The organism is Dethiosulfatarculus sandiegensis, assembly GCF_000931935.2.
In the GTDB taxonomy this organism is placed as follows: Bacteria; Desulfobacterota; Desulfarculia; order Desulfarculales; family Desulfarculaceae; genus Dethiosulfatarculus; species Dethiosulfatarculus sandiegensis.
Window position 1 is genome coordinate 84,788 of the sequence record NZ_AZAC01000015.1, and the last position, 24,792, is coordinate 109,579.

The window sequence follows — 24,792 nt, forward strand, 5'->3', positions numbered from 1 at the left end:
GGCGGAAAAAGAGGACCCCATGGGAGGTTATGAAAAGATGAAAAGGCTCATGGCCCTGGTTCTAAGCGGTTCGCTCGTGATTCTGGCGGGCTGCGCGACCTCGCCCCAATTGGCCAAGGTGGATCAGCCGATTCCCGCCCCGACCCGGCCCGATAAAAGCCTGCGCATGCCCAAACCGGCCACAGGTTCTTTGTTCCTGGACAGAAATTCCGATCTGTTCAGCGATTTGAGGGCCAAAAATGTGGGCGACATTGTGATTGTGGAGATTGTGGAGAATTCAAAGGCCAATAAAAAGGCCGACACCAAAGCCGAGCGCACCAACGAGTTCTCTGCCGGAATCCCCAATTTTTTGGGTTACGAAAATTCATTGGTCCCCACCAGGGGGGATGTGGATCCCAGCAACCTGGTGAAGGCGGATTTCACTTCCAAGCATGATGCCAAGGCATCCATGACCAAGGAAGACTCCATGACCGCTTCCATCGGCTGCACGGTCATGGAGGTGTTGCCCGGCGGCAACCTTTTGATCAGGGGGTCCAGGGAGATCCAGGTGGCCGGAGAGACCCAGAATATCATTCTGGAAGGCAAGATCCGCACCGCAGACGTGACCAACGCCAATACCGTCTTTTCCACCCAGTTGGCCGACGCCAGGATTTTCTACACTGGCCGCGGCGTACTGACAGACAAGCAGAAACCGGGATGGCTGGCCAGGCTTCTGGACACCATCTGGCCGTTTTAAGGTGTAAATATGATGCAAACCAAAATAAAGACCATATTTACAATAGCTTGCCTGATCTGCTTGATCCTGGCCGAGTCTGCCTTTGCCATCCGCATCAAGGATATGGCTTCCTTGCGCGGGGTGCGCAAAAACCAACTTCTGGGCTACGGCCTGGTGGTGGGCTTAAATGGAACAGGCGACAAGTCTTCAACCACCTTTACCGTACAGGGGCTCACCAACATGTTGAACCGCATGGGGGTGAAGGTCACTCCGGGACAGGTGAAGGTCAAGAACGTGGCCGCAGTGATGGTCACGGCCGAGCTGCCCCCCTTTGCCAGGCAGGGCAACCGGCTGGACGTAACCTTAAGCTCCATGGGAGATGCCAGCAGCCTGGCCGGGGGCACCCTTTTGATAACCCCCTTGAAGGGACTTGACGGCAAAACCTATGTAGTGGCCCAGGGCCCGGTTTCGGTCGGCGGTTTCCAGGCCGGTGGCGCTGCGGCCACGGTGTCGAAAAACCATCCCACTGTGGGCCGCATCCCCAGGGGCGGCATGGTGGAGAGGGAGCTGCCCCTTAACTTCAGGGATCTGAAAAACCTCACCATAAATCTGCACACCCCGGATTTCACCACGGCCAATCGTATTGCCAGGAAGATCAACCAGGCTCTGCCCAACTTGAGGGCCAGGGCGGAGGATTCGGCCACAGTGAAGATCAACATGCCGCCGAACGACGATCAGGTCGGAATTATGGCCAAGCTGGAGAACCTTGAGGTCAGGCCCGATATGTCGGCCAAGGTGGTGGTGGATGAACGCACCGGCACCGTGGTCATGGGCGAGGCGGTGCGCATAAGCACCGTGGCCGTGGCCTCTGGAGCCTTGAGCATAAGCATCACCGAAGGGGCCGAGGTGAGCCAGGCCCTGCCCTTGGCCCAGGGCGGTCGGACTGTGGTGACCCCCAAGACCCAGGTGGAGGTCGGCGAAAGCAAAAAGGCCCTACGCCTGGTCAAGGGAGGCGGGGTCTCCATAGGCGAGGTGGTAAAGGCCTTGAACGCCCTGGGAGCCACCCCCAGAGACCTGATCACCATTCTGCAGGCCATCAAGGCCGCCGGGGCCTTGCAGGCGGAACTGGAGATTATCTAGCCATGGCTGTGGATTCACTCAATACATCCCTGGTCCGGCTGGAAACCAAAGCGCTTGGCGGCGCGGAAAAAACCGGCAAGACAGGCGCGCAAGGGGGCGACAGCAAGGAAGAGGTGCGGGAAGCGGCCCGCATGATGGAGGCCCTGTTCCTCGGCATGCTCTGGAAGGAAATGAGAAAAACCATCCCCAAGGGCGGTTTGTTCGACGGGGGCAAGGGCGAGGAAATGTTTACCGATATGCTGGACCGCTCCGTGGCCGAGGCCAGTGTCAAGGGCGGCTCCATGGGCCTGGCCGAAATGCTGGAAAGGCAGTTGACCAAAAATGCCGCGGTAAGGCCCGACGCAGGCAACAGTTACTTCAAGGGGCTCAGTTCCCAGGGCTATACCATGCCGGTCGACGGTGTGGTTTCAAGCCCCTTTGGCCCCAGGGTCCACCCCATCACCGGGGAGCATAAAGACCACAACGGGCTGGACCTGGCCGCGGAACTTGGCGCGGATGTAAAGGCGGCCCAAGACGGCAAGGTGGTCTTTGCCGGTGAAAAGGGCGGTTACGGCAATCTGATCGTTTTGGAACATCCGGGCGGCCAAAGCACCTATTACGGGCACCTCGACACCATTGAAGTGAAGGTGGGCGACAAGATCAAGACAGGCCAGAAGATGGGCACTGTGGGGCAGACCGGCATGGCCACCGGGCCGCATCTGCATTTTGAGGTGCGCGCAAACAACGGTAATCCCGTTGACCCCATGACGGTTTTGGCCATGGGGCCAAAACGCGTTACCTGATTAATAATTACGGGGAGACAGGTGAAATGCAGTCTATAACTCAGGCGGTCACAGAGATGCTCGGCCAGGAGGTGAAGTGCCTGGAAGAGCTTTTAAACGTGGTGGAACAGGAAAAAAAGGTTCTGATAGAGGGAAACCACGAGGGGCTTATTCCCTTAAGCGAGCGCAAGGCCGACCTCAGTCAACGCCTGGCCGATGCTCAAAAAAAACGCCTAGGCCTGCAGAAGAAACTTTCCAGTTCTCCCGAGAGCCCCATCGGCCTGGCGGACCTGGAAAAGCACCTGGAAAAACCCTATCATTCAGCCTTTCGCAGCACCATACGCTCCATGCGGACCATGGCCGGGCGACTCAAGGATCTGAACGAGGCGAACGGCCGTTTTGTCCAGGACGCCTTGCAAACCGTGGAGCATTTGCTCGGCATAATCACCGGAGCCGGTGAGACCCAGGGCTACGGCCCCAGGCCCGGCGGCCCCAGAAAAGCCCATCTGCCTCCCAGGCTGGTGGCCAAAGAGGTGTGACATGCCCGGCATCTATAGCATGATGGATATTTCCCGGTGGGCATTGCAGGCTTCCACGGCCCACCTGGACACCATCAGCCACAACGTGGCCAATGTGAATACTCCGGGCTACTCCCGCCAGTCCATTGTCCAGGCGACCCGCTCCCCTGAACTCACCAGGGAGGGTTGGTACGGCAACGGGGTGGAGGTGGTGAACGTGGTGCAGCACGTTGATCGCCTGTTGTTGGGCAGAATCACCGATAAAACCAGCAGCATGAATTATCAGGACAGCAGGCTTGCTCAGCTTAAGCGGCTTGAATCTTTGGCTAACGAGGCCGGAGACACTAGTTTGGGCGAGGAAGTCACAGCCTTTTTCTCGGCATGGGAAGCGGTGAGCAACAATCCCGAGTCCTCGGCGGTTAGAAGGGCCCTTACAGACAAGGCCCAGAACCTGATAAACCGTTTTCAAACCCTGCACAGCGACCTGAGAAACATTGAAAACGACCTTGATATTTATATCAAGGGAGCGGTGGAAGAGGCCAACGGCATCTGCCAGCGCATAGCCGAACTCAACTCCCAGATTGTGGCTTCGGAGAATACATACCGCACAGCCAATGACTTCAGGGACGAACGCCAGCGGCAGTTGGAAAAACTTTCCGAGCTGATGGATATCCAGTGGTTTGAGGATGTGGACGGTTCTGTGACGGTATTCGGCGGCAAGGGCAAGACCCTGGTGCAGGCAAACTACCCCAAGGACGGGGACAGGCCTTTGGAATTCATGCCCGTGGACGGTGAGGACCGCTACCAGGTGGTCTGGCAGGGCGTGGAAGACATGGCCATGGACAAAGACGAGATAAGCGGCGGGAAGTTGGGCGCCTGGCTCAAGGTCAGGGACGACGACCTTCCGGAGATGCGCGACTTCTTGGATAAATTGTCCAATAACCTAATATCCGAAGTGAATAAACTGCATACCCAGGGGGCTGGTCTCGATAAATTCACCAGTGTGACCGGAACCTACCAGGGCGCAGGCCCCAATGAGCCCATCAACAATACATCGGGAGAGCCGCCTTTTGGCGGTCTTTTGCAAGACGGAACCCTCACCATGTGGGTCTATGAAGGCGGCACCAGGACCAAGCATGAGATCAGCGTAACCGCAGGTGAGAGCATGGCCAGCCTGGCGACCAAGATAAACGACGCCATAGACCCGGTGAATCGAAACTTTGCCAGTGTTGATTCGGATAATAAATTTTGCCTGAACGCTTCTGCTGGGCAGGAATTCCTCTTTGCCGGAGATACCAGCAACGTGCTGGCTGCCTTGGGGGTTAACACCTTTTTTACAGGAGACAGTGTTTCCAATATTTCCTTGAATGCCGATGTGGCCTCTAATGTTAGAAATGTGGCGGCGGGACGGGTCCTGGAAGATGGGGAACACGCTGCGGGAGATAAGCGAAACGCTCTGGATCTGGCTGATTTGAAAGATGTGGAGACCATGGAGAACCAGGACTCCAGCGTCAAGAGCGATACCTTTAACGAGTCGATCATCGCCTGGGCCTCGTCTTTGGGCACTAAGGTTGCCTCCACGAAAGATAATTTAAAATACGCAGCAACCGCCACCAGTGAACTTCTGGACCAAAGGGACAGTGTCAGCGCCGTAAACCTTGATGAAGAAATGGTTAAGATGGTGCAGCAGCAGCGTTCCTACCAGATGGCGGCCAAACTGGTTACAGTGGCGGACACCCTGTTGGCCACTGTGCTTGACATGAAGAGCTGAAAATATTTCCCCTTGAGGGGTTGGGCCTCAATAGGCCGCATATTTATATTTTTTCGAACTTGGCCGACAGACTGTCGTTAACAGCCTGCCCGGGCCTTTTGGAATATACGCCAAAGGGGTGATGAGACCATGCAACGCGTTACTCATATGACCCTGTACCGTCAGACCTCGCTTCATTTAACCAGGCTGCGGGAAGGTCAGCTTAAGATGAGCGAGCAGTATTCCAGCGGCATGAGGATCAACCAGCCCAGTGATGATTCCCTGGGTTCCATCATAACTCAGCACGCCCACCGCAGACAGGAAGAGCTGGCCCGCTATGGCGAGAATGTCAAATATTCTCTGAGCTGGCTGCAACAGTCTATTTCCATTGTGGATTCCATGAATCAGGAGCTGACCCAGCTTAAGGGCAAGGCCGAACAGATGGCCACCGGCACCTACAGTGCGGATCAAAGGCGCGCCACCGCCGCCGCGGCCAATGCCAGGTTTCAGCAACTGATCAGCCTGGCCAATACCGAACTCAGCGGCAATCATATCTTTTCCGGCAGTATGACCGATAAAAAGGCTGCCAGCCTGGTGATGCGGCCGGATGAGGTGGCCACCGGGCACCCCACCAATGCCGGGGAAGGCGGGCTTTACGGATCGGGCGACTATACCGGGGTCTACAGCCGCACTGTGCAGATGACAGTGGTCAGCTCCCCGCCGGCCGGTACGGATATAAGCGCGGCAGATCCTTTGGTGTTGAATGTGCGCTATGTGGACGACTATGGCCGCCAGATTGACAGCGAGGTGGAGATCGAGACCGCCGGGGCCGGCGCCGCGGTGCATATCGGAGACGGCATCCTTATCGCGGCCGAGGACAAGGATTACGCGGTGGGGGACACCTTTACCCTTTCCGCCGGTTATTATGAGGGCAACCAGGAACTTATGGATGTCAACCTCTCCTGGGACAACCGCATGCGTTACAACTACACCATGGAGATGCTCTATGGGGCTCAGGGGTATTCAAAGGGCGGTTGGTCCAACACCCTGGATCTTTTGGCCGGATGGGAAAACGCCCTTACCAAAGACGGCAAAGTGCACGACTATTTTGAGGCTGTGTCAAATCTGCATAACAATCTGACCACCACCGCCTTGCCCAAGGTTACAGGTGAATGGGCGGATATATCCTCCAAGCAGATTGAAATGAATGTGGGAGGCCCCATCCAGACCTATGGCGATGACGAGGATCTGGCCCTTTACCGGAACTTCAGCATTGACGGGGGCTATGCCGGGGGCGTGCCGGACGAAGACAACCCCATGAATATCACTTATGAATGGTGGGACGGCGCTGCCTGGCAGAACAGAAGCACGGTTATCGGTGTGAATGCCTTTACCGGAACCGGTTCGGAGAACCGGGTGGTTCTGGCCGAGGGGCTGGAGATTTTCGTGGCCAATGCGGCCTATCAACCGGGCGATCCCCAAGTCGGCGACCCCCCGGTTTCGTTGGATGGTTTCCAGCTTTCGCCGGTGCATGATTTCACCATAACCGCCATGCCCGCCGACCCGCCCACCGAGGCCAATCCCATGACCCTTTCCTATGAGTATTGGGACGGCTCGGCCTGGGTGAACCAGAGCGTGGATGTAACGGGTTACGACGAGGAAAACAAGGTGACCCTTAAGGGCGGATGGGAGCTTTCCATACCCGCAACTCCTCCGGGAACCTATGCGGTGGGCGACACTTATCAGTTCAATCCCACTCACAACCAGAGCTCCGAGCCGAGCCAGACCGATCCCCAGACCATCACCTACACCTATAAGGGCGCCGACGGGGTGCGGCATTATCAGATGATGACCGTGACCTCAACCGGAGAGGATGAAAAGCTTCTCTTGGGTGGAATGGATCGTTTCAGTTCTCTCACCGGCGCCTATGAGGCCGACTCCATCACTGCCGCCCTGGACACCCTTTCCATTGGAAATGAGGTGGAGGTCGGTGGGTTCCAGGTTCTGGTTGAGCAGGGGGGGGTGGAAAGGGTCTTTAATGTGTCTGTGGACCCGACCACCGACAGCATAACCGATCTGGCCAACAATATAAACGCGGCCGTAAACCCCACCCTTGACCCCAACCTTGGCCCCATCGCCAGTGTGGAGGACGGCAAACTCAAGATCGAGGCGTCCGAAGGCATCAAGTTCGGCATGGCAAACGACACCTCGGGCGCGCTAGAGGCTTTGGGTATGGATTACGCCCAGGTTTCAGTCTATTTTGACGAGGGTGCGGTAATGGACGACTTTGACGCCTGGGATGTTTCTTTGGAACAGTACAACCAGGGTCAGGAAAAAAGTCAGGAGCTTCTGCCGCTTTTGGATCAGGCCATGACCAGGCTGCTTTCCCACTCGGCCGACGGCGGCTCCAGGCAAAACCGCCTGGAGGTCAGGGTTCAACTTTTGGCAGATGACAAGCTGAACAGCGATGAGCGCTTAAAAGACCATGAGGACGCTGATCCCGCCGAAGTGGTGACCAACCTTAAGATGTATGAAATTATGTATCAGGCCAGCTTGCAGGCCACAGCCTCCCTTACTTCCCGCACATTGGCGGATTACCTGTAGGGTGATTTGAGCGGTTTTTAAAGGCCCGTCAAATCATGGTCCGAAAAAAGGCCTGAGCTGGTTTTTAAGTTAAAGTGGTTTACAACTTGCGGGGTTATGGTGTAAAAGCCTGGTACGGTCTTGGTTTCGCCAATGGTTGTGCGGGCCTTATGCACCAGATGTCAACCCCGTGAATAGAGGATAATGATTTGCTGATCTTGACCCGTAAAGTTGGTGAAAGCATCACCATCGGTGACGGGTCCATCACCGTAAGCGTGATGGAGATAAAGGGCCGTCAGGTGCGCCTGGGCATAGAGGCGCCTGCCGACACCCCTATCCATCGCGAGGAAATTTTCGCCAAGATTAAAGAGGCCAATGAAATGGCCTCATCGGCTGATGCCAGCGATCTTGATCGCTTAAGCGGTCTGTTTGATGAAAAGGGCAAAGATGCCTGAAGCCAATCCCAAAGAAGACCGGGTGAAGGTCCAGACCTCTCGTTTTGGGGAGATTGAGGTTCCCCAGGAGCAGGTGATCGAACTGCCCCAAGGCATGATCGGTTTTCCCAATTTCCACCGGTATGTCATGGTGCAGCACCGCCCGGGTTCGCCTTTTTACTGGTTGCAATCTCTGGAGCAGCCCAGCCTGGCCTTTGCCGTGGTTACCCCGCTCGTCTTTGATCCCAAATACGAGATAACCCTGGGAGGGGCCGAGACCAAACTTTTAAAGGTGGAAGATCCGCAAAATATCCAGGTTTGGGTGGTGGTCACCATACCCCACGGCAAGCCTGACGCCATTACCGCCAACCTGAAGGCTCCTTTGGTCATTAATCTCGGCAACCGTAAGGGAGCCCAGGTGATTCTGGATAATCCCAAATATTCAGTACGCCAGAAAATGCCTTCCTAGGCCTGTTTTACCCGCAACTGAAAAGGCGCTTGAAATGGCGGTCTTAGCCGTTTGCGGAGTTTTTTGTCCAGCTACAGTCTTTTAGACTGAACAAAAAGCCGCAGCCCCCTTTGCAAGGGGACAGCGGCTTTTTGAAACCTTTTTTCCATTACGCTTTTATCAGTGGTGATGAAGACCGGGTCGGGCAGGGGTTCTCCCAGGGCCATAGGATCAGGTCGTGGACTATAAAGATTCCCAGGTCCTTCTCCCAGGCCTCGTCCGCCAGGGTCCTAATGCAGATGGGGCAAAGGGCCACCATGGCCGAGGCATCGGCCTCCTTGATTCAGATTTTGTATGTTCCTCCTGCTTCAAGCACGGTTGTCTGGCTTTTGAGTTCGTTTCTGAACCTGTCTATGGCGTGGTCGCAGGTGTCGTGGGCAGAGAGAAACACCTTTTGGGGGCCAGCCTGGTTTATGGCCTTGATGGTGTTTGTGAGCTCCTTATCGCTGATGGGGTCCCAGGGCGGCTTGCCGGTTCCTATAATCTGCTGGAACTGAATGCCAAGCTTGTTTCCCCTGCCGGTGGTGATGGGGAAATGCAGGCCGCCGCCAAAGGCGTATATGGGCTCGTCGCCAAGGCGGCGGGCCATTTTCAGGATGACTTCCGCGGTTGGATGCCCGCATCCTGTGAAAACCACCAGGCCTTTTCCCTTGAGCCTGGCCACAATCGCCTGCTCTTCCGTATAACCCATGAAAAACAGGCTTCTTGCCAGGGGCCCTGTGGTCCCCAGGCCGCCGGTCAAAAGCCCCGGTTCCATGACGATTTTGGGCTTAAAACCCTTGGCTTCCGCCTTGTCCGGCAAAAAGCAGGTCTTAAATCCTGCGGAACCCAATTCCTTGGGATAGGTCACCTGCTTTTTTGATGAGGCCTTCATCCCGCCCATATGGTCCGGATGCAAGTGGCTTATGGCCAGGGCTTCGGCCTGATCAAGGGTGAAACCCAACTTGGCCGCGTTATGCGTCAAGGTGGGGCGCTCCGGGCCAAAACCCAGGTCGTAAAGCAGAGATCCCTTGTCTGTTTTAAAAAGATAGGAGACTCCGGCATCGCCCAGAAAACCTTTTTGGGCTTTTTCCTCAACCAATATAGTCAATTCAAGGCGGTCAAGCTCCGGCAGATCCAGGGGCTTGGCCTGGTCTATCCGGGTTTTGTTGCTTATATCCGCCTTAATGCGCCCTGCCTTGAAACGTTTGTTTTTGGCCGCCACAAAAGGAATCAGAATTGGAGAACCGGCCAGCAAAATCGGCCACCATAACGGGTTGATTCTAAAAGACATTGTTTCACCTTTCCTCGTGGATATTTTTTCCCCGCCGGTAAGGGGAGGCCTGACCGGCTGTAACATTTTTAAAATCGGGTCGTAAGTGCCAAATAGGCATTTAACCGGGCTCAACCCCGCAAAGGCGGTCGACTTAGGGGTTACAGGCAGGGCTCCCGAAGATCTTCACTGTAAATTTCGCAACCTTTTTAAAAGCTTTTGATCAATAGCCTTTCATCCGCCCCGTGAACGCCATTGAAATCATGCCGGTTGATCAAAACCGGGAAAAGGCCGTAAGAGTCCATGCCAAGGCGACGGAAAAATCTGGAATCGTGGCGCCCACTGATAGGGACGGCGTTACCGCGGCCTCCGGATGGTGCTTCTTAAGGGCCCGGGGGGATCTGGCAATCCGGCGTGTCTGTGGGTGAGGAAGTTGCCGGAAAGAGGTTGGTTGCCTCTATCTGTATTTCCTGGTTGCCTATTGACCTTCCCTCTGAATGAAGACGGGTCTTGGCCCGGTAAAAGCCGGGCGTCCAGTTGCGCCTCGGCCTTGGCCGGAATTACCTTGGCCTTTTCCCCGGCCTGCATGGTGTTCAGGCTGATGGTGTTTTCGAACATGCCCCTTATATCAGGCAGTTTCATGAGCCCCCCCTTGGCAAGGCAATAAGCCAGATCCTCACTTCTGTGGCTTTTTTGAAACGGTTCAAGAAACTGCCAATCCTCTGCCAGGTTCAGGAAAAACTCTTTCACCACCGGGTTTACGGTCAATTCCGATTCGCGGGTCAGAGCCCGGTTTAAGGATTCTGTCAGGGCCTCCAAGAAGTTTTGATCATGGGGCATGGAGCCGTTACCTTGGGGCCCTTTGCAGGTAAGCCTAAACCGGCAAGGGCCTTTTCCCGCTGATGTAATCATGAAAACAGGCCGATTGGCAAGGAGATTTGTAAACCCGAAACCTTCCTCATTCAAAACCAGCCGGGCCTGGAAATCCTCCTGGTGGTTTTCCAGAAGCTTCCCGTGAAACCAGGCAAAGAATTCTTAACTCCGCCAAGGAATTGTTCACCAAAATCGGCTTTGAGGCTGCCACCACCCACCTCATCGCCCAGAACGCCGGGATCTCGGTTGGCGGGCTTTATGCCCATTTCCCCAACAAGGAAGAGATGTTTCTGCAGATCATCGCGGATCGGGATAAAAACGCCTATGAAGTGATGCGCTCGGCAATCGATACGGCTGTGAGCAAAAACATGACGCCGGAAGAGACGGTGGAATTTTTGTTTTCTTCCTTTTTCAGCATATACAGGCGTGACATCGCCTTTAACCTCGAGGTGAACAAATTTGCCCGATTCAACAACCAGGCCAGGGAGATACACGATTATTGGCAAGACCATGAGGCTGATCTTCTGGATGAATGGCTTGCCTCGGTCTTTACCGAGAGCAATGAGGACGACCTTAAAGCTGCCGTTTTGATAGTGGCCCTCTCAGCCCACGAGGTGTTTCAATATCTGTATAAGAACCAGGGGCGGGTTGATGAGGAAAAGATGCTTAAGCAACTGATTATGATGGTGAAGAGGTTTTTGATTCCCCGGGCCTGAACCCCTGGGTCTTCAATCCGCATGTTTCAAAACATGCGCCGGCTGATACAGCCGGGGCATGGGCAAAAGGGTTTAAAATGGGAATCAAGGGTCAAGAGGTAATCCTCTATCCCTATATTTTTACTTACCAATTAGGGTTTTTAATCTTTTGCCGTAAAAGGACGAACCGGCTTCCTTAACGGAAAGCCGGTTCGATAGCTTTTAACTTCAATTGTTCCGGTCAGGCGATCTCACCCAAAATGTCAACGATCATCTTGTGGGCCACCTTGTCGGCGTCGACCTGGTAATGGCCGTCCGCCAGGCGCTCTTTTATCTCCGCAACCTTGCGGGCGCGCACATCGGCCGTGTTGGCAAGCACTTCCGCCGCCTTGGCCATTTCCTTGCTGCGGCCGGAGATGTTGACTTTATCGGTGGAGGTGGATTGGGATTCAGCCGCCGCCTTACCGGTTTTGCCCTGGTCTTTATTTACGCTTGAGGCGCGGTCTCTGCTTTCCAGAGCTTTGGTGCCTATACCCAGGACTTCTTTAACGTTCATTGTCACCCTTCCTTTTCGCCGCCAAAACCTGAGATCGGCTTTAAGCGACAACTCATTAGATCATATTTTGATCCACAATCTTCTGGGTGATTGTAAATAGCCGCTCTTGCAGTTTATTTGATTCCTCGGCCGGAAGGTCTTCTATGACCTCCCCCTTCTCCTGGTCCACAACCTTAAAAAACAATTGGCCGGAGGACTCATCCTGATGAATATCCAGTTGCTTGCCGTATTCTTCGGAAAGCTGCCGTAAGGCCTGGTCCTCAACCGCTCCCATTCCCTGACTGAGGCCTGGTATACGAGAGCCGATATTGGTTACAATCTCAGATGTTATCTTCTCGATGACCTGTTTGCGCCTGGCTTCTATACTGATGTTGACCTGATCGGTGGGCGCACTTTGAGTGGCCGCCCGATTTCGGGCCAAACGTTGTCCGCGACTTAATTGCCTGGCATAAGTCCGGAGAATATTTTGTACTTGGAACGAAGTAATGGCCATCGCCTCAACACCCCTTCATATAGTGTATCGGCATACACTGACCAGAACTTTATAGAAATTTCCGCTCAGGGTCAATTTTTCCCTGGTTTATGCAAAAATCGTCGTCCAAACGGGGTGCTCAACAAGCCAGGCTCACATGGCCATGGTTTACTTGTGTTCTGCCCGGCTTTTTTGATATGCAAGAAAAGGGCCGGGTGCCTTTTCCAGGCTCAAATGGTATACTTAATCGTTAGCAAAGGACTTTTGACGGAGTCTGTCTCATGCGTCTATTACAATTTGACGCGGGCCAAACCGCAACCGCCAAAAATGAACCAGCCAAGCCCGATTCCGGGTCAAATGATTCCGGCCTGACTGTGACCAGTCACAGTATTTCCTTGCGGGCGGGTTTTATTTCCCTTGATTTTAATTGGTCCCACACTGAGACAAACCAAAAATCCCCTAAAGAGCCGGTATCTGCTTCTTTGCCTTCCTCTGCCGGGCATCGGGTTTCCGCCCTGCGCAGAAGGGCCGAACTGGCTGCCCTGTTGGATCCTTCTCCATCTGTGACCCGTCAAAAAAACGTCTCGCGCCAAAATTCCCCGCAGAATATTGAGTTTAAAGATTCAACGGAGGCCGATGACAGCCAGGGCCAACCAGGCAATGGCCCTTTGGCTGGGCGCTGTTTCATTGTCTGATCGGTTGCTTTGAAAAATAACTTTAGGAAAAAATGAAAAAAAGCCGAGAAATCCTGCTCGGTGAACAGAAAACTTTTTCCGGGAAGAACTTTCCGCCTTTGGGCCCCTGATCAGGGGATTCTTTGCAACTATCTAAATACAGAGCCAATTTAAGATAACTTTCCTGTGCTTGTCTGGCATATGGATTGCATCCCTTTCCTCGCGGAGTCTTATTTTTCGCCCTCGTGACTTTGATGGGGCCATGGCCTGGACGGCTCAGGCGGTTATTCAGGAGGTTTTTTTGCGGATTTTGATTATGGGAAGCGACAATCTTGCGGTTCCCCTCAGAAATCTGGGCTGCCGGGTCTGGACCATGGGGCCTGAGCCTGACCGGGATCTTTTGATGAGAGACCCTGACCCGGATTGGGCCATGATCCAAAAAGCCTTGAAAAGTAAGGGTATAACCCCGGATGCCCTATTGGTGACCGATGACCTGGGCTCAAGGAAACTGCCGACCGGCCTGTGGAGCGCTCCTTTGGTTACGGCGTTTTACGGCATAGATTCACCCATAAACGGTTTTTGGCAGCCCTTCTATGCCCGGCTTTTTGATCTGGCCTTTTTGGATCAATTGCCCCAGGCCAGGGAATTGGGCAGGGTTCATGGTCAGGCCCACTGGTTGCCGGTGGGGATCAACCCGGATTTTTACCTGGGCGAGGAAACAGGTCCCGAAGAACCGGGGATCTGCTTTGTGGGGGTGGTGGAGCCTTCGGTTCGGCCCAAGCGTTCCGCCCTTCTGGACTTGGCCGCCAGGCTGGCCCCTTTAAAGGTGCTCGGCGGGCGCAAGGGAGCCTGGTTCCCCACTGAAGAAGCGGCCAGGCTCTACCGCAGATATCAAATCGTGTTGAATGAAAACCTGTTCCAGGGAGTCACCACCCGACCCCTGGAGGTGATGGCCAGCGGTGGTTTCCTTTTGACCGAGGCGGCGCCGGGCTCCATGGATCTTTATTTTGAAGACGGATGCCATCTGGCCTATTTCAAGCCGGATACCTTTCAGGAACAGGTAAGGCGATATCTGCCCGACCGGGAGCTTCGGCAAAAGATTGCCGTTCAAGGCAGGGAACTGGTTCTGGACTGCCACACCCTCACCAAAAGGGCTTCCGAGATTCTGACCCGGCTTGAAGCGCTGGTTCAACAGAAGAACGGCCAACAGGCCAGGACCAAAAACGCACGAGCCTTATGCGCCGAAGGCCAGGCCCTGTTAATGGCCGGGCTGAGGTGGCCTGCCCTAAACGGTCCCAAAAGGGTTCTAAGGGGCGCAGGCAGACTCAACGCAGCCTGGGAATACGGCGAGGAATCGGTGGAGGCCTTCAGGGCTTCCGGTCTGGCCGCCGTGGCCCTGGGAAGATGGAACCAGGCCTTGACCTGCCTGGCCCGGGCCTATGAAGCCGGAAGCGCCATTGACGGCCTTTGCCTGGGACTGGCCCTGGCCGAGTCGGGCCAGGAAGAAAAGGCCAGGGAAATACTGAAAGGCATTTCCCCGGCCCAGGCCGGTCTGAGAGCGGGAGTGGGCACTCCTCAGTTTCATCTGGCCGCGGCCCGCCTTTTGAAAGACCAGGGGCTTTCCCTTTCACCGGGGTTCGGCCGGGGTAAATTGAGCCCGGTCTTCTGGACCGCTCTGGAACATGCCATGGAGGCCGCGCGTCTGCGCCCCACCTGGTTTGAACCCTGGGAAATGATGGGCGATCTGCTTTGGGAGAACAACGCCCCCAATGAGGCGCACGGTTTTTTCCAAAAGGCGCTTTTCCTTTCCACTGATCAGAATTTGGCCGGAAAGGCCGCCCGGACCGCAAGGGAGGGTTATATCCAATGAAGGCCCCCCTTGTAATCGCCCCTGACGGAGCCTGTTTTCTGGGGCGGAATCTCCTGCACCCTGCCGATGATCCCCTGGCCGCAGCCAAGGCTGATTTAGAGCGCCTTTTGCAACGGGCCCGGGGAAATGACACCGTGGTTCTGGTCGGTTCGGGCCTGGGCTGGCACGCCAGGGCGGTATTGGATCATGAGCCCCGCCCCAGGCTGGTGATTTACGAAGAAAGCCCGGAAAGACTGGCCTTGATGCGCTGCCTTGGCCCGGGTTTATCGGAATTTGACCTTGCCCGGACAGCCGGGGAACTCACTGAAATCCTCGCCCAACGGCTTGTTTACGACCAGCCCGGCAAAGCGGCCCTTTTCTGCCCCCAAGCTTATAAAACAGACGACTCTGAAATGCACGCCCTGGCCGGCAAGCTGCTGAATCAGACCCTTGAAAGAAGCCATGTTAACCAACGGACCACCAGCAGAAAAGGCGGCCTTTGGTTGCGGAACCTGGCGGCCAATTTTAGGCAAGTGCTTAATATTCCGGATATAACTCTTTTGGAAGGCGTGTTCGAAGGTATGCCCGCCTGTGTGGTCGGCGCCGGACCTTCCCTGGACCAGAGCCTGGCGGGGCTCAAGAGCCTTGGTCATAAGGCCCTTTTGTTGGGGGCTGCCTCTGCCATGATCCCCCTGGCCAGTGTCGACCGTTCCCTGGACTTGGCGGTTGCCCTGGAGGGATCGGACGAATCCCGTCAGTTTGCCGGCAAGAATATGGAGCAAACCGTTTTAGCCGCCGCCAGCACGAGCCATGCGAACCATTTTGAATGCTGGCCCGGGCCCATAAGCATTTTCCATCTTCAGCCCTGGTTAACCTGGCTGGCCGGATTGGGGCAGGTGTTGCCAACCGGAGGCCACGCCACCAGCGCCGCCTTCACCCTGGCCGTTCTGCTGGGCTGCGACCCCATTATCCTGGTGGGCCAGGATCTGGCCTACACCGGCGGCAGAATCCATGCCTCCAACCGTCCCGGCGGAGAAGACGAACAGAGGCCCGAGATGCTTGCCGTCCCGGCCATAGGCGGGGGAACCACTCAGACCTCACAGGTCATGCAAAGCTATCTGGGCTGGTATTCAGAGGCGGCCCAGTATCTCAGCCATTCCCAGCCCCAAAGGCGCTTTTTGAACTGCACCGCCGCGGGGGCCGCTATCAAGGGCTTTAAGGAGGTTGATCTGCTTGAGGTTGTTTCCGGGCTGCCGGACCTGGACGAAGAGACCGGGCTTTTAAGCCAGGCTGTGCCGAGGCTCCCCCTGGCCTCGGCCGAGGTGACCTTCAGACGGCTTTCCAGGCTTGGAAAAGAGCTGGAAAACGCCCTGGCCCTGGTGGAAAGAGAAGGCCCCGGCGCAATGAGTCAGGCTCCCGACAGCTCCGGCCTTTTGGCCCAGATAAGGGAAAACGCCGAGCCCGGCTGGGGGATGGGCGAATACCGGGAGCGCTTGTTAAGCCTTTGCCGGGTGCTTACGGAGATGCGGGATGGTTGCCATGGCTGATCCGAGCCTGGGTCTTGTGATGATCCTTAAAAACGAGTCCCAAAACCTGGGGCGCTCTTTGGCTCCAGTGGCGGATTTGTTTGACGAGGTGGTGGTGGTGGATACAGGTTCCGCAGACGCCACGGCAGAGATATGCGCCGGTCTGGGGGCGAGGGTTTTTGATTTCACCTGGCAGGACGACTTTGCGGCGGCCCGCAATTATTCCATAGAAATGGCCCGCTCGGACTGGCTATTTTGGCTGGATGGAGACAATGCGGTCAGCCGGGAAGCTGTGGTTGCTTTACGCAGAGCCTTGCCTGAAAAGGGGCCCGCAGTGCTTTGGGGCCTGGAGCAGGTGGAGTCCACCGGAGGCAGGTTGTGGCAAAAGAGGTGCTTTGCCAACCACCCCAAGGCCCGATTCCGGGGCAGGGTCCATGAACAGCTTGTGCATCCGCCGGATTGGCCCGGCCTGCCCACCTCTTTGGTTATCCGGCATTGGGGTTACGACGACCCTCAAAAGGTGCGGCAAAAGGGTGAGTATTACCTGGGCCTGCTTGAGTTGATGCTTAAAGACCAGCCGGAAGATTTCTACGCCCGTTTCCAGGCTGCCCGCTGCCTGATAAACCTGCGCCGTTTTGATGAGGCCCTCACGGCCCTGAGGCGCTTTGCGAATCAAAAACAGGCTGCCCGGAAAAATCCCCAGCTTTGGGCCCATGGCCATTTTCTCCTGGCCCAGTGCCTCAAACGCCTGGGGCGGCGCGGGGACGCGTTAAAGGTGCTGGAAGATTTCAACCGCGAAACCCCGGGCAACGCCCTGGGGCTCTTTCACCAGGGGCGTCTGTTATATGAGATGGGCGACTACCCACAGGCCGCCTTTTTTCTCGGCGAATCATTGCAAAAAAAGCTGGATGCGCCGGTGGTGGATCTGGACCCGGTGGCGACCTTGTTTCAGGCCAGTTTTTTTCTGGCCAAAAGCCTTGTCAAATTGGGACGGGCCAAAGACGCGTTGCCTCATTTTGCCTGCGCCCTCAATTTGATGCCCCAAAACACCCATGCCCGCACTGAGATGGCTCAGGCCCTTTCCGACCAGGGCCGGGTGGAGACGGCCATAAGGGAGCTTAAAAAGGTCCTGGCCTTTCGCCCCCAAGACCGCAGGGCGCAGGCAATGTTAAGGGAAATGGGGGTCGCGGCATGAGGCTCTTTAGCCTGGATATCTGCTTTGTTACCGACGGCGAGCCTTTCCACGGGGCTTCTCCCGAGGAAAGGGCCCTGGGCGGCAGTGAAACCGCTTTGGTTCAGGTGGCCCGGGCCCTGGCCCAAAGGGGGCACAGGGTTATGGTTTTTTGCCGTTGCCCGGCTCCGGGGGTGTATCACGACGTGGTTTACAAAGACCGCTCCGAATTGGTGAAGGCCGCCCCCAGGGAATGCTTTGACGTGCTTATTGTGAGCCGTTTTTTCACTGCCCTGGATCTGCCGCTCCAGGCCGGGCTGAGGGTCCTTTGGAACCACGATATCCTGGACAAGCCCGGCGCCCTGGCCGGGCGGATGGACCAGTTGGACCTTTGCCTGGTCCTGAGCAGGTATCATGCCCGGGATTACGCCCTTAACCTGCCCGAATGCGCCTCCAAGCTGGTGAATACCAGAAACGGCCTGGATCTGGATATCCTGGCCAGGGCATCTGCCGGGGCGGAAAGGGACCCCAAGCGGATGATCTATGTGTCCCGCCCGGAGAGGGGGCTCCAACTGCTTTTGGACCGCATCTGGCCCAGGTTGAAAAAAAGGTTCCCGGATTTAACCCTTGAGGTCTGCGGTTATGAAGTGGACGACACGGAGATTCACCCCAGGCTGAAAGAGCAATACCGGGAAATAGCCGGGCTTCTGGCATCGGCCCAGGATGTTCATGTGTTGGGCGGCCTGCCTAAAGAACAATACTATCAGACCCTGGCCTCATCAGGCATGCTGCTTTATCCATGCGTATTTCCTGAGATATCCTGCATAGCCGCCCTTGAAGCCCAGGCCCTGGGCACCCCGCTTGTCACCAGTAATGAGTTTGCCCTTACCGAGACTGTTGCCGCGCCCGAGTTTCTGGTGTCGGGCAAGCCGGGCAGTCAGGAGTATGTGGAGGCTTATCTGGAGCGAGCCGTTGAACTGCTTGATTCTCCAGAAAGAACCAGGGATCTGGCCCGGCAGGCCAGGGACCGGATCTGGGCTGGACATGACTGGCAGGTGATAGCGGGGGAATGGGAAAGGCTTTTTCTGGAGACCCTTTCCGAACGTATTTTGAATCGGAATCAGGCCCTGGCCGCCGGGCTGGTGCTGAAAGGGGCCAACCTGGCCGCTGAGGAGGTCTTGGGCAAAAGCCTGAATTTGCCCTGCGAAGGCCAGGTCCCGCCCGATCCGGATGAGGAAGGGCTTCAGCAGGCCCTGGCTCAGGCCCTGCTCGGAATTATGGGCAAGGTGAAACATGCCGCGCGCCTGGGAGTGCTTGCCCCTGATCAGGGGCGCAGTCAAAAACGTTTTGCGGATTTACTCCCCGCCCTGGAGGTGGTCCAGGTTGGGGGCGATCCGGAGCCGAATTCCCTGGATTTGCTTTTGATCAGAGACACCCTGGAAAGGTTGGAGGATCCGGCCGCCTTTTTGCAAAAGGCTTTCACCTGGTGCAAGGAAGAGGGATACATCCTTTTGTGCCTGGCCAGCGGGGCCTGGCCCCTGATCACTCCCGGTTTTTTGGCCAGGAAACACGATTTGGGCAAAAAAGAGATCCTGGATTTGTTCCCCGGCAGGCAGGTTGCCCTTTCCTACCTGCCCAGGGGACTGGTCGGCAAGGGAGCCGCCGGACTCTTTGTGGGGCGTTGGCTGGCCATGGCCCCGGTAAAGGGGCCGCCGTTGGGAAGCCTGGATCAGGAGGCTTTTGTGCGTAGAACCAGGCCGTTGGCAGAGGAATATGTACAGGAGGTCTTACGTGCAGGCCTTATCTGAAAATACCGGCCTAAAAGCCGGGATCCAGGCCAGGGGTAAGGTGGTGGTTGTTCAGTTGGCCCGCCTGGGGGATTTTTTACAGACAACCCCGCTTCTGGCTGCCGTTAAAAAGGCAGCACCCCATGATGAACTGGCTGTGGTCGTCACCCCGGCCGGGGCGGATTTGGCCCGGAGGTGCAGCTTTGTGGACCGGGTGATGATTCTGGACCCGGATTCGCTGCACGATGCGGCGGGGGCAACGGATGAGAGCAAAGGCCTCAGGCTGGCCAGGCTCAAGGGGCTTTTGCAACCTTTGTGTTGGGGTGAGGTTTCCACTGTCTATAACCTGAATCTGCAATCTTTGGGCGCCGCCCTTACCCGGTTGTGGGGCGATCCGGAGTTGAAGGGGTGGAGATTCAATCCGGCGGGCAAGGGGCTTGTGGGCGAGCCCTGGACCGGCTTTGTTATGTCTCTGGTCAGAAACCGCAGGCTGACCAGGCTGCATTTGAGTGATATCCTGGCATCTTACGCCGATCCCGCCCAACCGCCCTTAAGTTCTCTGGATTATCGGGTGAGCGTTGCCGATAAAAATGATATCGCCGGGCTGATCCCCCAAAAGCCTTATGTTGCCTTGCAGTTGGGGGCCAACAATGACTTGAGGCGCTGGCCCATTAAGAGTTTCGCGGAACTGGGGCAAAGCCTGGCCGGTCAGGGCCTGGGCCTGGTCTTGGTGGGCTCCGGCAGGGAAAGGGTCTTGGCCAGGCGTTTGTTAAGGGGGCTGGGCCCGGCCGGGGAAAAGGCCCTGGACCTCATGGGCAGAACCAGCCTGCCTCAGCTGGCCGCGGTGCTGCAATCTTCCAGCCTGGTGGTCTCGGCCGACACCGGCACCCTGCATCTGGCCACCGCGGTGGGGGCCAGGGTGCTGGCTCTTTTCATGGGACCTGCCCAGGTTCACGAGACCGGCCCCTATGGCGCTGGTCACCTGGTTTTACAGGCCAGGGATCAATGCGGGCCTTGTCAGGAGCATAACCCGGTCTGCAAGGGTAAGGCCCCCTGTCGTGAATTGATCGCCTCCAGGGACGTATTCAAAGCCTGTATGGGGCTTTTGGCTGACGAGTCGCCCCAGATGGCGGCTGTGGATTTGAACCTGCCTGAAGGAGTGGAGGCCCTGGCCTCTTGTCTGGACGGATTTGGTCAAAGATACCAGCCGGTAACTCAAAAAAACCTGGATTGGGAAACCGGCCTGGGCCTGGGGTTGCGCCAGGCGGGCAGGGTGCTGTTGCGCACAGCCTACCGGCCCCTGGCCGAAGACCTGGCCAAAGAGGTCGTCACTGAATATGCGCCGCCTTTGCCTCAAGTTGCCCGGGAATTAATTTTTGCCGCAGGCAGAGCCAGGGCCCTGGCCCGGGCGGCCTTGTCCCATGACCGCGCCGCCTCTGTCAGGATAACCGCCCAGGGCGCGGAAGCGGCTCCCTTGGCCGGGCTTATTGGAGAAAACTCCCCGCCCAGGCTGAGCCTGGCTTTGGAGGAGATGGCCCAAACTTTGGAGACGGCTGCCCGGTCCGGTTAGGTGGTACGAAAATTGCTTCTGAAACAGGATGTGAAGTTTTTTTGAAGTAAAGGAAAGAGTTTTAGATTGTCTGGTTTTTTGCAAAAAAACCTGGCTCTTTTAGCCAATGATCAGCCTGAAGCGGCTCGATTGATCGCAGAAGCCGAGTTTCCGGCCGAAGCGGTGATTGAAACCACCCGTTCGGGTCTGCCCGGTTTAAAAACCGGCAAGGTGAGGCTTTGTTCCACTGTGGACCCGCAGGCTGAGGGACGCAGCCTGGCGGCCAGGGCCCTGCCCGGGGCTGTGGCTGTCTTTGGCTTTGGCCTGGCGTATCACCTTGAGCCTTTGGCCAAAAGGCGCCCCCTGGTTTACGAACCGGATGCAAGACTCTTGAAACTGGCTTTGGATGCCAGGGATTTCAGTGAGTTACTTCCCCATATTCGGCTTGAGTGCGACCTTTCCCGGCTGGAAGGTATCTCGGGTTATTCCCTTTTGGTGCACCGCCCCACAGCCAGACTGCACCCGGCCGAACTGGAGGGATTCAAGCGCCGCTTGGAGGCCGGGCCTCAAATCGGAGTTCGCCCCGAGGAACCCAGGGTGCTGGTGGTCCCGCCTATTTTGGGAGGTACCCTGGCTGCCGCTTATTGGTCTGCCGAGGCCCTTTCTCACCTGGGCTGCCGGGTGGAGACCCTGCCGATTGAGAAACTGGCTCCGCTTTATGATTTGGTACGCAAAAGTTCTTTGGACCTCAACAGGTTGGATCAGGTGCGAGAGCCCATGATCAGGTTCTTGAGTGAACTCACCCTGATGAAGGCCGAGGAATTTCAGCCCCATATGGTCTTGGCCCTGGCCCAGGCGCCCTTGCAGAGAAGGACCGTAACCCAGCTCAGGGGCCTGGGCGCGACCACGGTTTTCTGGTTTGTGGAAGACTTCAGGCTGATGACTTATTTCCGGGAAGTAGCTTCCGCATATGATCATTTTTTCCACATTCAAGGGGAAGAAATAACCCAAGAGCTGGATAGGCTGGGAGTGAATCACTCCTATCTGCCGGTGGCAGCCCATCCCCCCTGCCACAGGCCCCTGGACTTGAGCCCGGAGGACAGAGACCTTTACGGGGCCAAGGTGGGGTTTATGGGCGCAGGTTATCCCAACCGCTGCCGCATATTTGGGGAACTGGTTGAAAACGGCTTTGACCTTAAGTTGTGGGGCGTGGATTGGCCTGAAGACGGTCCCCTGGGCAGATGTCTGGCCAGGGAGAACCGCTATCTGGAAAGCCATGAAGTAGTGAAGATTTATAATGCCTGCCGCATTGTTCTTAACCTGCACTCCTCCCCCAGGGAGGAGCAGCGCATGGGAGGGGCTGATTTTGTCAACCCCCGCACCTTGGAGGTGCCTTGCTGCGGCGGGTTCCAGCTGGTTGACCATGTGCCGGCTTTGGATTCCATGCTCAAACCCGGCAAGGAGGTTCAGGTCTTCACCAGCAAGCAGGACCTCCTGGACAAGGTGAGGCATTACCTGGCCTACCCGGACCAAAGGGCGGCCATTGCCAGGGCCGGGAGGCTCAAGGTCCTTAATCAACATACCTATTACCACCGCATGGAGACTATGCTGAACCTTTGCCTGGGTGCTGCGGCAGAGTCCAAGACCCCAAAGGATCAGAAAATCTTCGCAAGCGCCAGGGAAGGGGCTTGCGATCAGGCCGCGGGAATATTGATGCAAAGCCTCATGCCTGCCACGGCCTGAGGAGCAAAAAAGGAGGATATGACATGGAAGTCGTGTTGGACGGCAAACTTTACGGATCCCAGGTGGCCGGGGCCAACCTGCAGGATATCTTGAACGACATGGCGAGCAATGCCTTTGACGGAGATCGCATCCTGCAGGAAGTGACGATCAACGGCCAGCCTTATGAGGAAAAGGTGTTTGGCCCGGCGACTAACCTTCAGCGGGAAAGCATCCAGCGCCTGGAGGTGCAGACCATCGCCTCCCGGGAAGTGGCCATGCATTTCATGAGCAACTCCACTGCCTATCTGGATACCATAATCGGATCTGTGGAGCGGGTTTCCGAGTTGTTCAGGGTGAGCGACGAGCAGGAAGCCAATGAAAACTATCTGCAGACCCTCGAAAGCCTTCAGCTCTTTTTGCAGGTTCTGCAGAATGTGCGCGAGTCTTTGGGCCTTGATTTCAATCAGGCCAAGGTGGGGGCCCACACCGCTTCCCAGCGTCTGGACAGGCTCTCTGATCTGGTCAAGGAGATGCTTACCGCCCAGGAGCAGGAAGACTGGGTTCTTTTGGCCGATATTCTGCAATACGACTTGGCCGGTGAACTGAGGGCCTGGCGCAACCTGATCCCCTTGTTAAAGGAGCAGACCCTGTCGTGAAACCGATCCGGGAGCTGAATAAGCTGCGCGATCTTAATAAACAGCTTTTAAGCCTTTCCGAGGCTGCCTTGGGATTGGTTAAGCTTAAGGAATTTGAGGCGCTGGAGGACATCTGGCCCAAAAGGGCCAGATTGATCCGTTCCCTGGAACAGGTCAACCGCAGGCTGAATCCGTTTTGGGGGAAATGGTCCGAAGGCCTTGCAAGCCTTTCTGTGGCCGAAGACCAGAAGGCCAGGGAGATTGTGGATCAGGTCAGGAAGATGTGCCAAAGCGTTCTTAACCTGGACCGGCAGATGAACCAGATGCTTTTGTCTTTCAGAGACGAAGAAGCGAAACAATTGAATCGGGTGAACCAGGCTAAAAAACTTTTTAACGCCTATCACCCCAGGGACCCTGTTTTATCTGCCCCTGATCAGATCTCCAAGTTGCGTTAGGATGCCTACATTCCAAGAGTAAGGCGGTCTCAAACCCTCTGGCCATAACAAGGGGATCGAATTGCCTTTTGGTCCCGCGCTCCACCAACCCGCACCTTTCATTTCCCCGTTCAGGAGGAGGCGAATTGGTGCGCCTTAATTATTCTACTCTTTATATCCACTCATTACATGGCGTAGCTTGCCTGGTTTTATTATTTTGACAGAACCCTTTTGCCGGGACTGGGTAATGGTTTCAAGGGTGGTGAGTTGACCGGCAGGTTTTTGCTTGCGGGGGTCGGTAAGGTAAGCCTCGGATCCCCATGAAGCCATTCCTTTGGCAGTTGAGCCGCCAGCTCAGTTTTTGCTTCCTGCATTTTTGGGGGCGGTATTTTGGTCTGGATTTAAACGTCCACATAGGTCACACAGGAGATTTGATCGCTTAAAAGCTCATGTCGAAGTTACCGGCTTGGATCCCCCCCGGCCTTTGGTTTGGGCTGCCTGATCTGGATTTGAGTGGGGTGGAGAGGCAATTATTCAATAACCTTAAACGCACCACTACCTTCCAAGATTCTTTTGAATCCGGCAGGGTGGGGCCTTGGCCTTTGTTGGTTTGCGGGCAACCGGCGGGTTCGCCGGTTGCCCGTTACAGACAAAATCAGGCCGGGTGTTGTAAAGGGGCCTGGATCGGGCCGGGCGGGGTTTGTCCTGGCCCGTCAGATCCTCATGCTGCCCCTTACCTGGGTTTTCTGGGGCGTGGGGCGGTTGCTCAAGGCCTGCTGGGCCTCGGGCTTGGCCACTGCCTCGCGCCAGGCTTCATTCAGGGTGCTGAGCATACGGATCACTTCCTCCAGGGGAGCGGATTCCGCCTTGATTTTGGCTCGCACCAACTGATCGCCCATAAACACATAGAGCCTGCGCAGGTTGGTGGCGATATCGCCACCCTGTTCCATGTTCAGCGATGCATTCAGCTCATCGATGATATCCTGAGCCCGGTTGATGAAGTTGCTGGCTCCGGGAATGTCGCCATCGGCCAGGCAGGCCTTGGCCTTGGTTAAAAAGCTGATGGCGCCTTCATAGAGCAGGACAATCAACCTGCCCCTGTCCACTGTGGCAACCTGCGTTTTTCGATACTGGTTCTGTCCGTATGCTTGCATGATACAACCCCCGTCCTTGGTGGTTTGCGGCCCA

General features: G+C 56.2%; 23 protein-coding genes. 18 read left to right on the top strand and 5 right to left on the bottom strand.

Features of this window, described 5'->3' with window-relative positions:
* The first annotated feature begins 19 nt into the window (after nt 1–19).
* The 8 genes from X474_RS12290 to fliW all read left to right on the top strand — a co-directional run bounded on the left by X474_RS12290 (nt 20) and on the right by fliW (nt 8,370).
* The gene (locus tag X474_RS12290) at nt 20–736 is read left to right on the top strand and encodes a flagellar basal body L-ring protein FlgH (RefSeq protein ID WP_052515148.1); all 717 of its coding nucleotides are present in this window, start codon (nt 20–22) and stop codon (nt 734–736) included.
* A 12-nt stretch (nt 737–748) separates the two neighbouring features.
* A complete protein-coding gene (locus X474_RS12295) occupies nt 749–1,855 on the top strand; it encodes a flagellar basal body P-ring protein FlgI (RefSeq protein WP_044349302.1) in 1,107 nt (368 codons plus the stop codon).
* Between the two features lie 2 nt (nt 1,856–1,857).
* On the top strand, nt 1,858–2,637 hold the full coding sequence (locus X474_RS12300; protein WP_052515149.1) for a peptidoglycan DD-metalloendopeptidase family protein: 780 nt from the start codon (nt 1,858–1,860) through the stop codon (nt 2,635–2,637).
* Between the two features lie 26 nt (nt 2,638–2,663).
* Nucleotides 2,664–3,155 (top strand): flagella synthesis protein FlgN, encoded by a 492-nt coding sequence (locus X474_RS12305; protein WP_082464333.1) that lies wholly within the window; start codon nt 2,664–2,666, stop codon nt 3,153–3,155.
* Nucleotide 3,156: 1 nt separating this feature from the next.
* The gene (flgK, locus tag X474_RS12310) at nt 3,157–4,905 is read left to right on the top strand and encodes a flagellar hook-associated protein FlgK (protein ID WP_044349243.1); all 1,749 of its coding nucleotides are present in this window, start codon (nt 3,157–3,159) and stop codon (nt 4,903–4,905) included.
* Nucleotides 4,906–5,034: 129 nt separating this feature from the next.
* Nucleotides 5,035–7,488, top strand: a complete 2,454-nt coding sequence (locus tag X474_RS12315; RefSeq protein ID WP_082464334.1) for a flagellin N-terminal helical domain-containing protein — start codon at nt 5,035–5,037, stop codon at nt 7,486–7,488.
* A gap of 188 nt (nt 7,489–7,676) precedes the next feature.
* Nucleotides 7,677–7,922, top strand: coding sequence for a carbon storage regulator CsrA (gene csrA, locus X474_RS12320; protein WP_044349246.1), 246 nt, complete (start codon nt 7,677–7,679; stop codon nt 7,920–7,922).
* Nucleotides 7,900–8,370: a flagellar assembly protein FliW gene (gene fliW, locus X474_RS12325; protein WP_082464335.1), complete on the top strand. Its 471-nt coding sequence runs from the start codon at nt 7,900–7,902 to the stop codon at nt 8,368–8,370. Before csrA ends, fliW begins: the two co-directional genes overlap by 23 nt.
* A 322-nt stretch (nt 8,371–8,692) precedes the next feature.
* Here the strand turns inward: fliW and X474_RS12330 are convergent, their stop codons facing one another.
* Both X474_RS12330 and X474_RS12335 read right to left on the bottom strand, forming a co-directional pair.
* A complete protein-coding gene (locus X474_RS12330) occupies nt 8,693–9,682 on the bottom strand; it encodes an MBL fold metallo-hydrolase (protein ID WP_044349248.1) in 990 nt (329 codons plus the stop codon).
* A 336-nt stretch (nt 9,683–10,018) separates the two neighbouring features.
* Nucleotides 10,019–10,573, bottom strand: coding sequence for a peptidase dimerization domain-containing protein (locus tag X474_RS12335; protein WP_156360743.1), 555 nt, complete (start codon nt 10,571–10,573; stop codon nt 10,019–10,021).
* Between the two features lie 119 nt (nt 10,574–10,692).
* Between X474_RS12335 and X474_RS12340 the strand changes: the two genes are divergently transcribed.
* Nucleotides 10,693–11,250: a TetR/AcrR family transcriptional regulator gene (locus tag X474_RS12340; RefSeq protein WP_082464336.1), complete on the top strand. Its 558-nt coding sequence runs from the start codon at nt 10,693–10,695 to the stop codon at nt 11,248–11,250.
* Nucleotides 11,251–11,470: 220 nt separating this feature from the next.
* Here X474_RS12340 and flgM read toward each other — a convergent pair whose 3' ends face one another.
* Both flgM and X474_RS12350 read right to left on the bottom strand, forming a co-directional pair.
* On the bottom strand, nt 11,471–11,785 hold the full coding sequence (gene flgM / locus X474_RS12345; RefSeq protein ID WP_052515151.1) for a flagellar biosynthesis anti-sigma factor FlgM: 315 nt from the start codon (nt 11,783–11,785) through the stop codon (nt 11,471–11,473).
* 55 nt (nt 11,786–11,840) lie between these two features.
* Nucleotides 11,841–12,278: a flagellar protein FlaG gene (locus tag X474_RS12350; RefSeq protein ID WP_052515152.1), complete on the bottom strand. Its 438-nt coding sequence runs from the start codon at nt 12,276–12,278 to the stop codon at nt 11,841–11,843.
* Nucleotides 12,279–12,538: 260 nt separating this feature from the next.
* Between X474_RS12350 and X474_RS12355 the strand changes: the two genes are divergently transcribed.
* The 9 genes from X474_RS12355 (at nt 12,539) to X474_RS12395 (ending at nt 23,625) form a co-directional block, all read left to right on the top strand.
* Nucleotides 12,539–12,952 (top strand): hypothetical protein, encoded by a 414-nt coding sequence (locus X474_RS12355; RefSeq protein WP_044349252.1) that lies wholly within the window; start codon nt 12,539–12,541, stop codon nt 12,950–12,952.
* Nucleotides 12,953–13,232: 280 nt separating this feature from the next.
* Nucleotides 13,233–14,801 carry a glycosyltransferase gene (locus X474_RS12360; protein ID WP_197282076.1) on the top strand — a complete coding sequence of 523 codons (1,569 nt, stop codon included), beginning with the start codon at nt 13,233–13,235 and terminating at the stop codon, nt 14,799–14,801.
* Nucleotides 14,798–16,327, top strand: a complete 1,530-nt coding sequence (locus X474_RS12365) for a motility associated factor glycosyltransferase family protein (protein ID WP_044349255.1) — start codon at nt 14,798–14,800, stop codon at nt 16,325–16,327. The genes X474_RS12360 and X474_RS12365 overlap by 4 nt, the downstream gene beginning before the upstream one ends.
* A complete protein-coding gene (locus tag X474_RS12370; protein WP_197282077.1) occupies nt 16,320–17,501 on the top strand; it encodes a tetratricopeptide repeat protein in 1,182 nt (393 codons plus the stop codon). Before X474_RS12365 ends, X474_RS12370 begins: the two co-directional genes overlap by 8 nt.
* A complete protein-coding gene (locus X474_RS12375) occupies nt 17,498–19,285 on the top strand; it encodes a glycosyltransferase family 4 protein (protein WP_044349259.1) in 1,788 nt (595 codons plus the stop codon). Before X474_RS12370 ends, X474_RS12375 begins: the two co-directional genes overlap by 4 nt.
* On the top strand, nt 19,269–20,834 hold the full coding sequence (locus X474_RS12380; RefSeq protein ID WP_052515153.1) for a glycosyltransferase family 9 protein: 1,566 nt from the start codon (nt 19,269–19,271) through the stop codon (nt 20,832–20,834). Before X474_RS12375 ends, X474_RS12380 begins: the two co-directional genes overlap by 17 nt.
* 66 nt (nt 20,835–20,900) lie before the next feature.
* The gene (locus X474_RS12385) at nt 20,901–22,556 is read left to right on the top strand and encodes a CgeB family protein (RefSeq protein ID WP_052515154.1); all 1,656 of its coding nucleotides are present in this window, start codon (nt 20,901–20,903) and stop codon (nt 22,554–22,556) included.
* Nucleotides 22,557–22,579: 23 nt separating this feature from the next.
* Nucleotides 22,580–23,191, top strand: coding sequence for a DUF8043 domain-containing protein (locus tag X474_RS12390; protein ID WP_044349261.1), 612 nt, complete (start codon nt 22,580–22,582; stop codon nt 23,189–23,191).
* Complete coding sequence (locus tag X474_RS12395) at nt 23,188–23,625, top strand: hypothetical protein (protein ID WP_044349262.1); 438 nt, start codon at nt 23,188–23,190, stop codon at nt 23,623–23,625. The genes X474_RS12390 and X474_RS12395 overlap by 4 nt, the downstream gene beginning before the upstream one ends.
* Nucleotides 23,626–24,317: 692 nt before the next feature.
* On the opposite strand, the gene fliS is transcribed toward X474_RS12395, so the two are convergent.
* Entirely contained in the window at nt 24,318–24,758 is a 441-nt protein-coding gene (gene fliS / locus X474_RS12400; RefSeq protein ID WP_044349263.1) for a flagellar export chaperone FliS, read from the bottom strand.
* Nucleotides 24,759–24,792 lie beyond the last annotated feature (34 nt).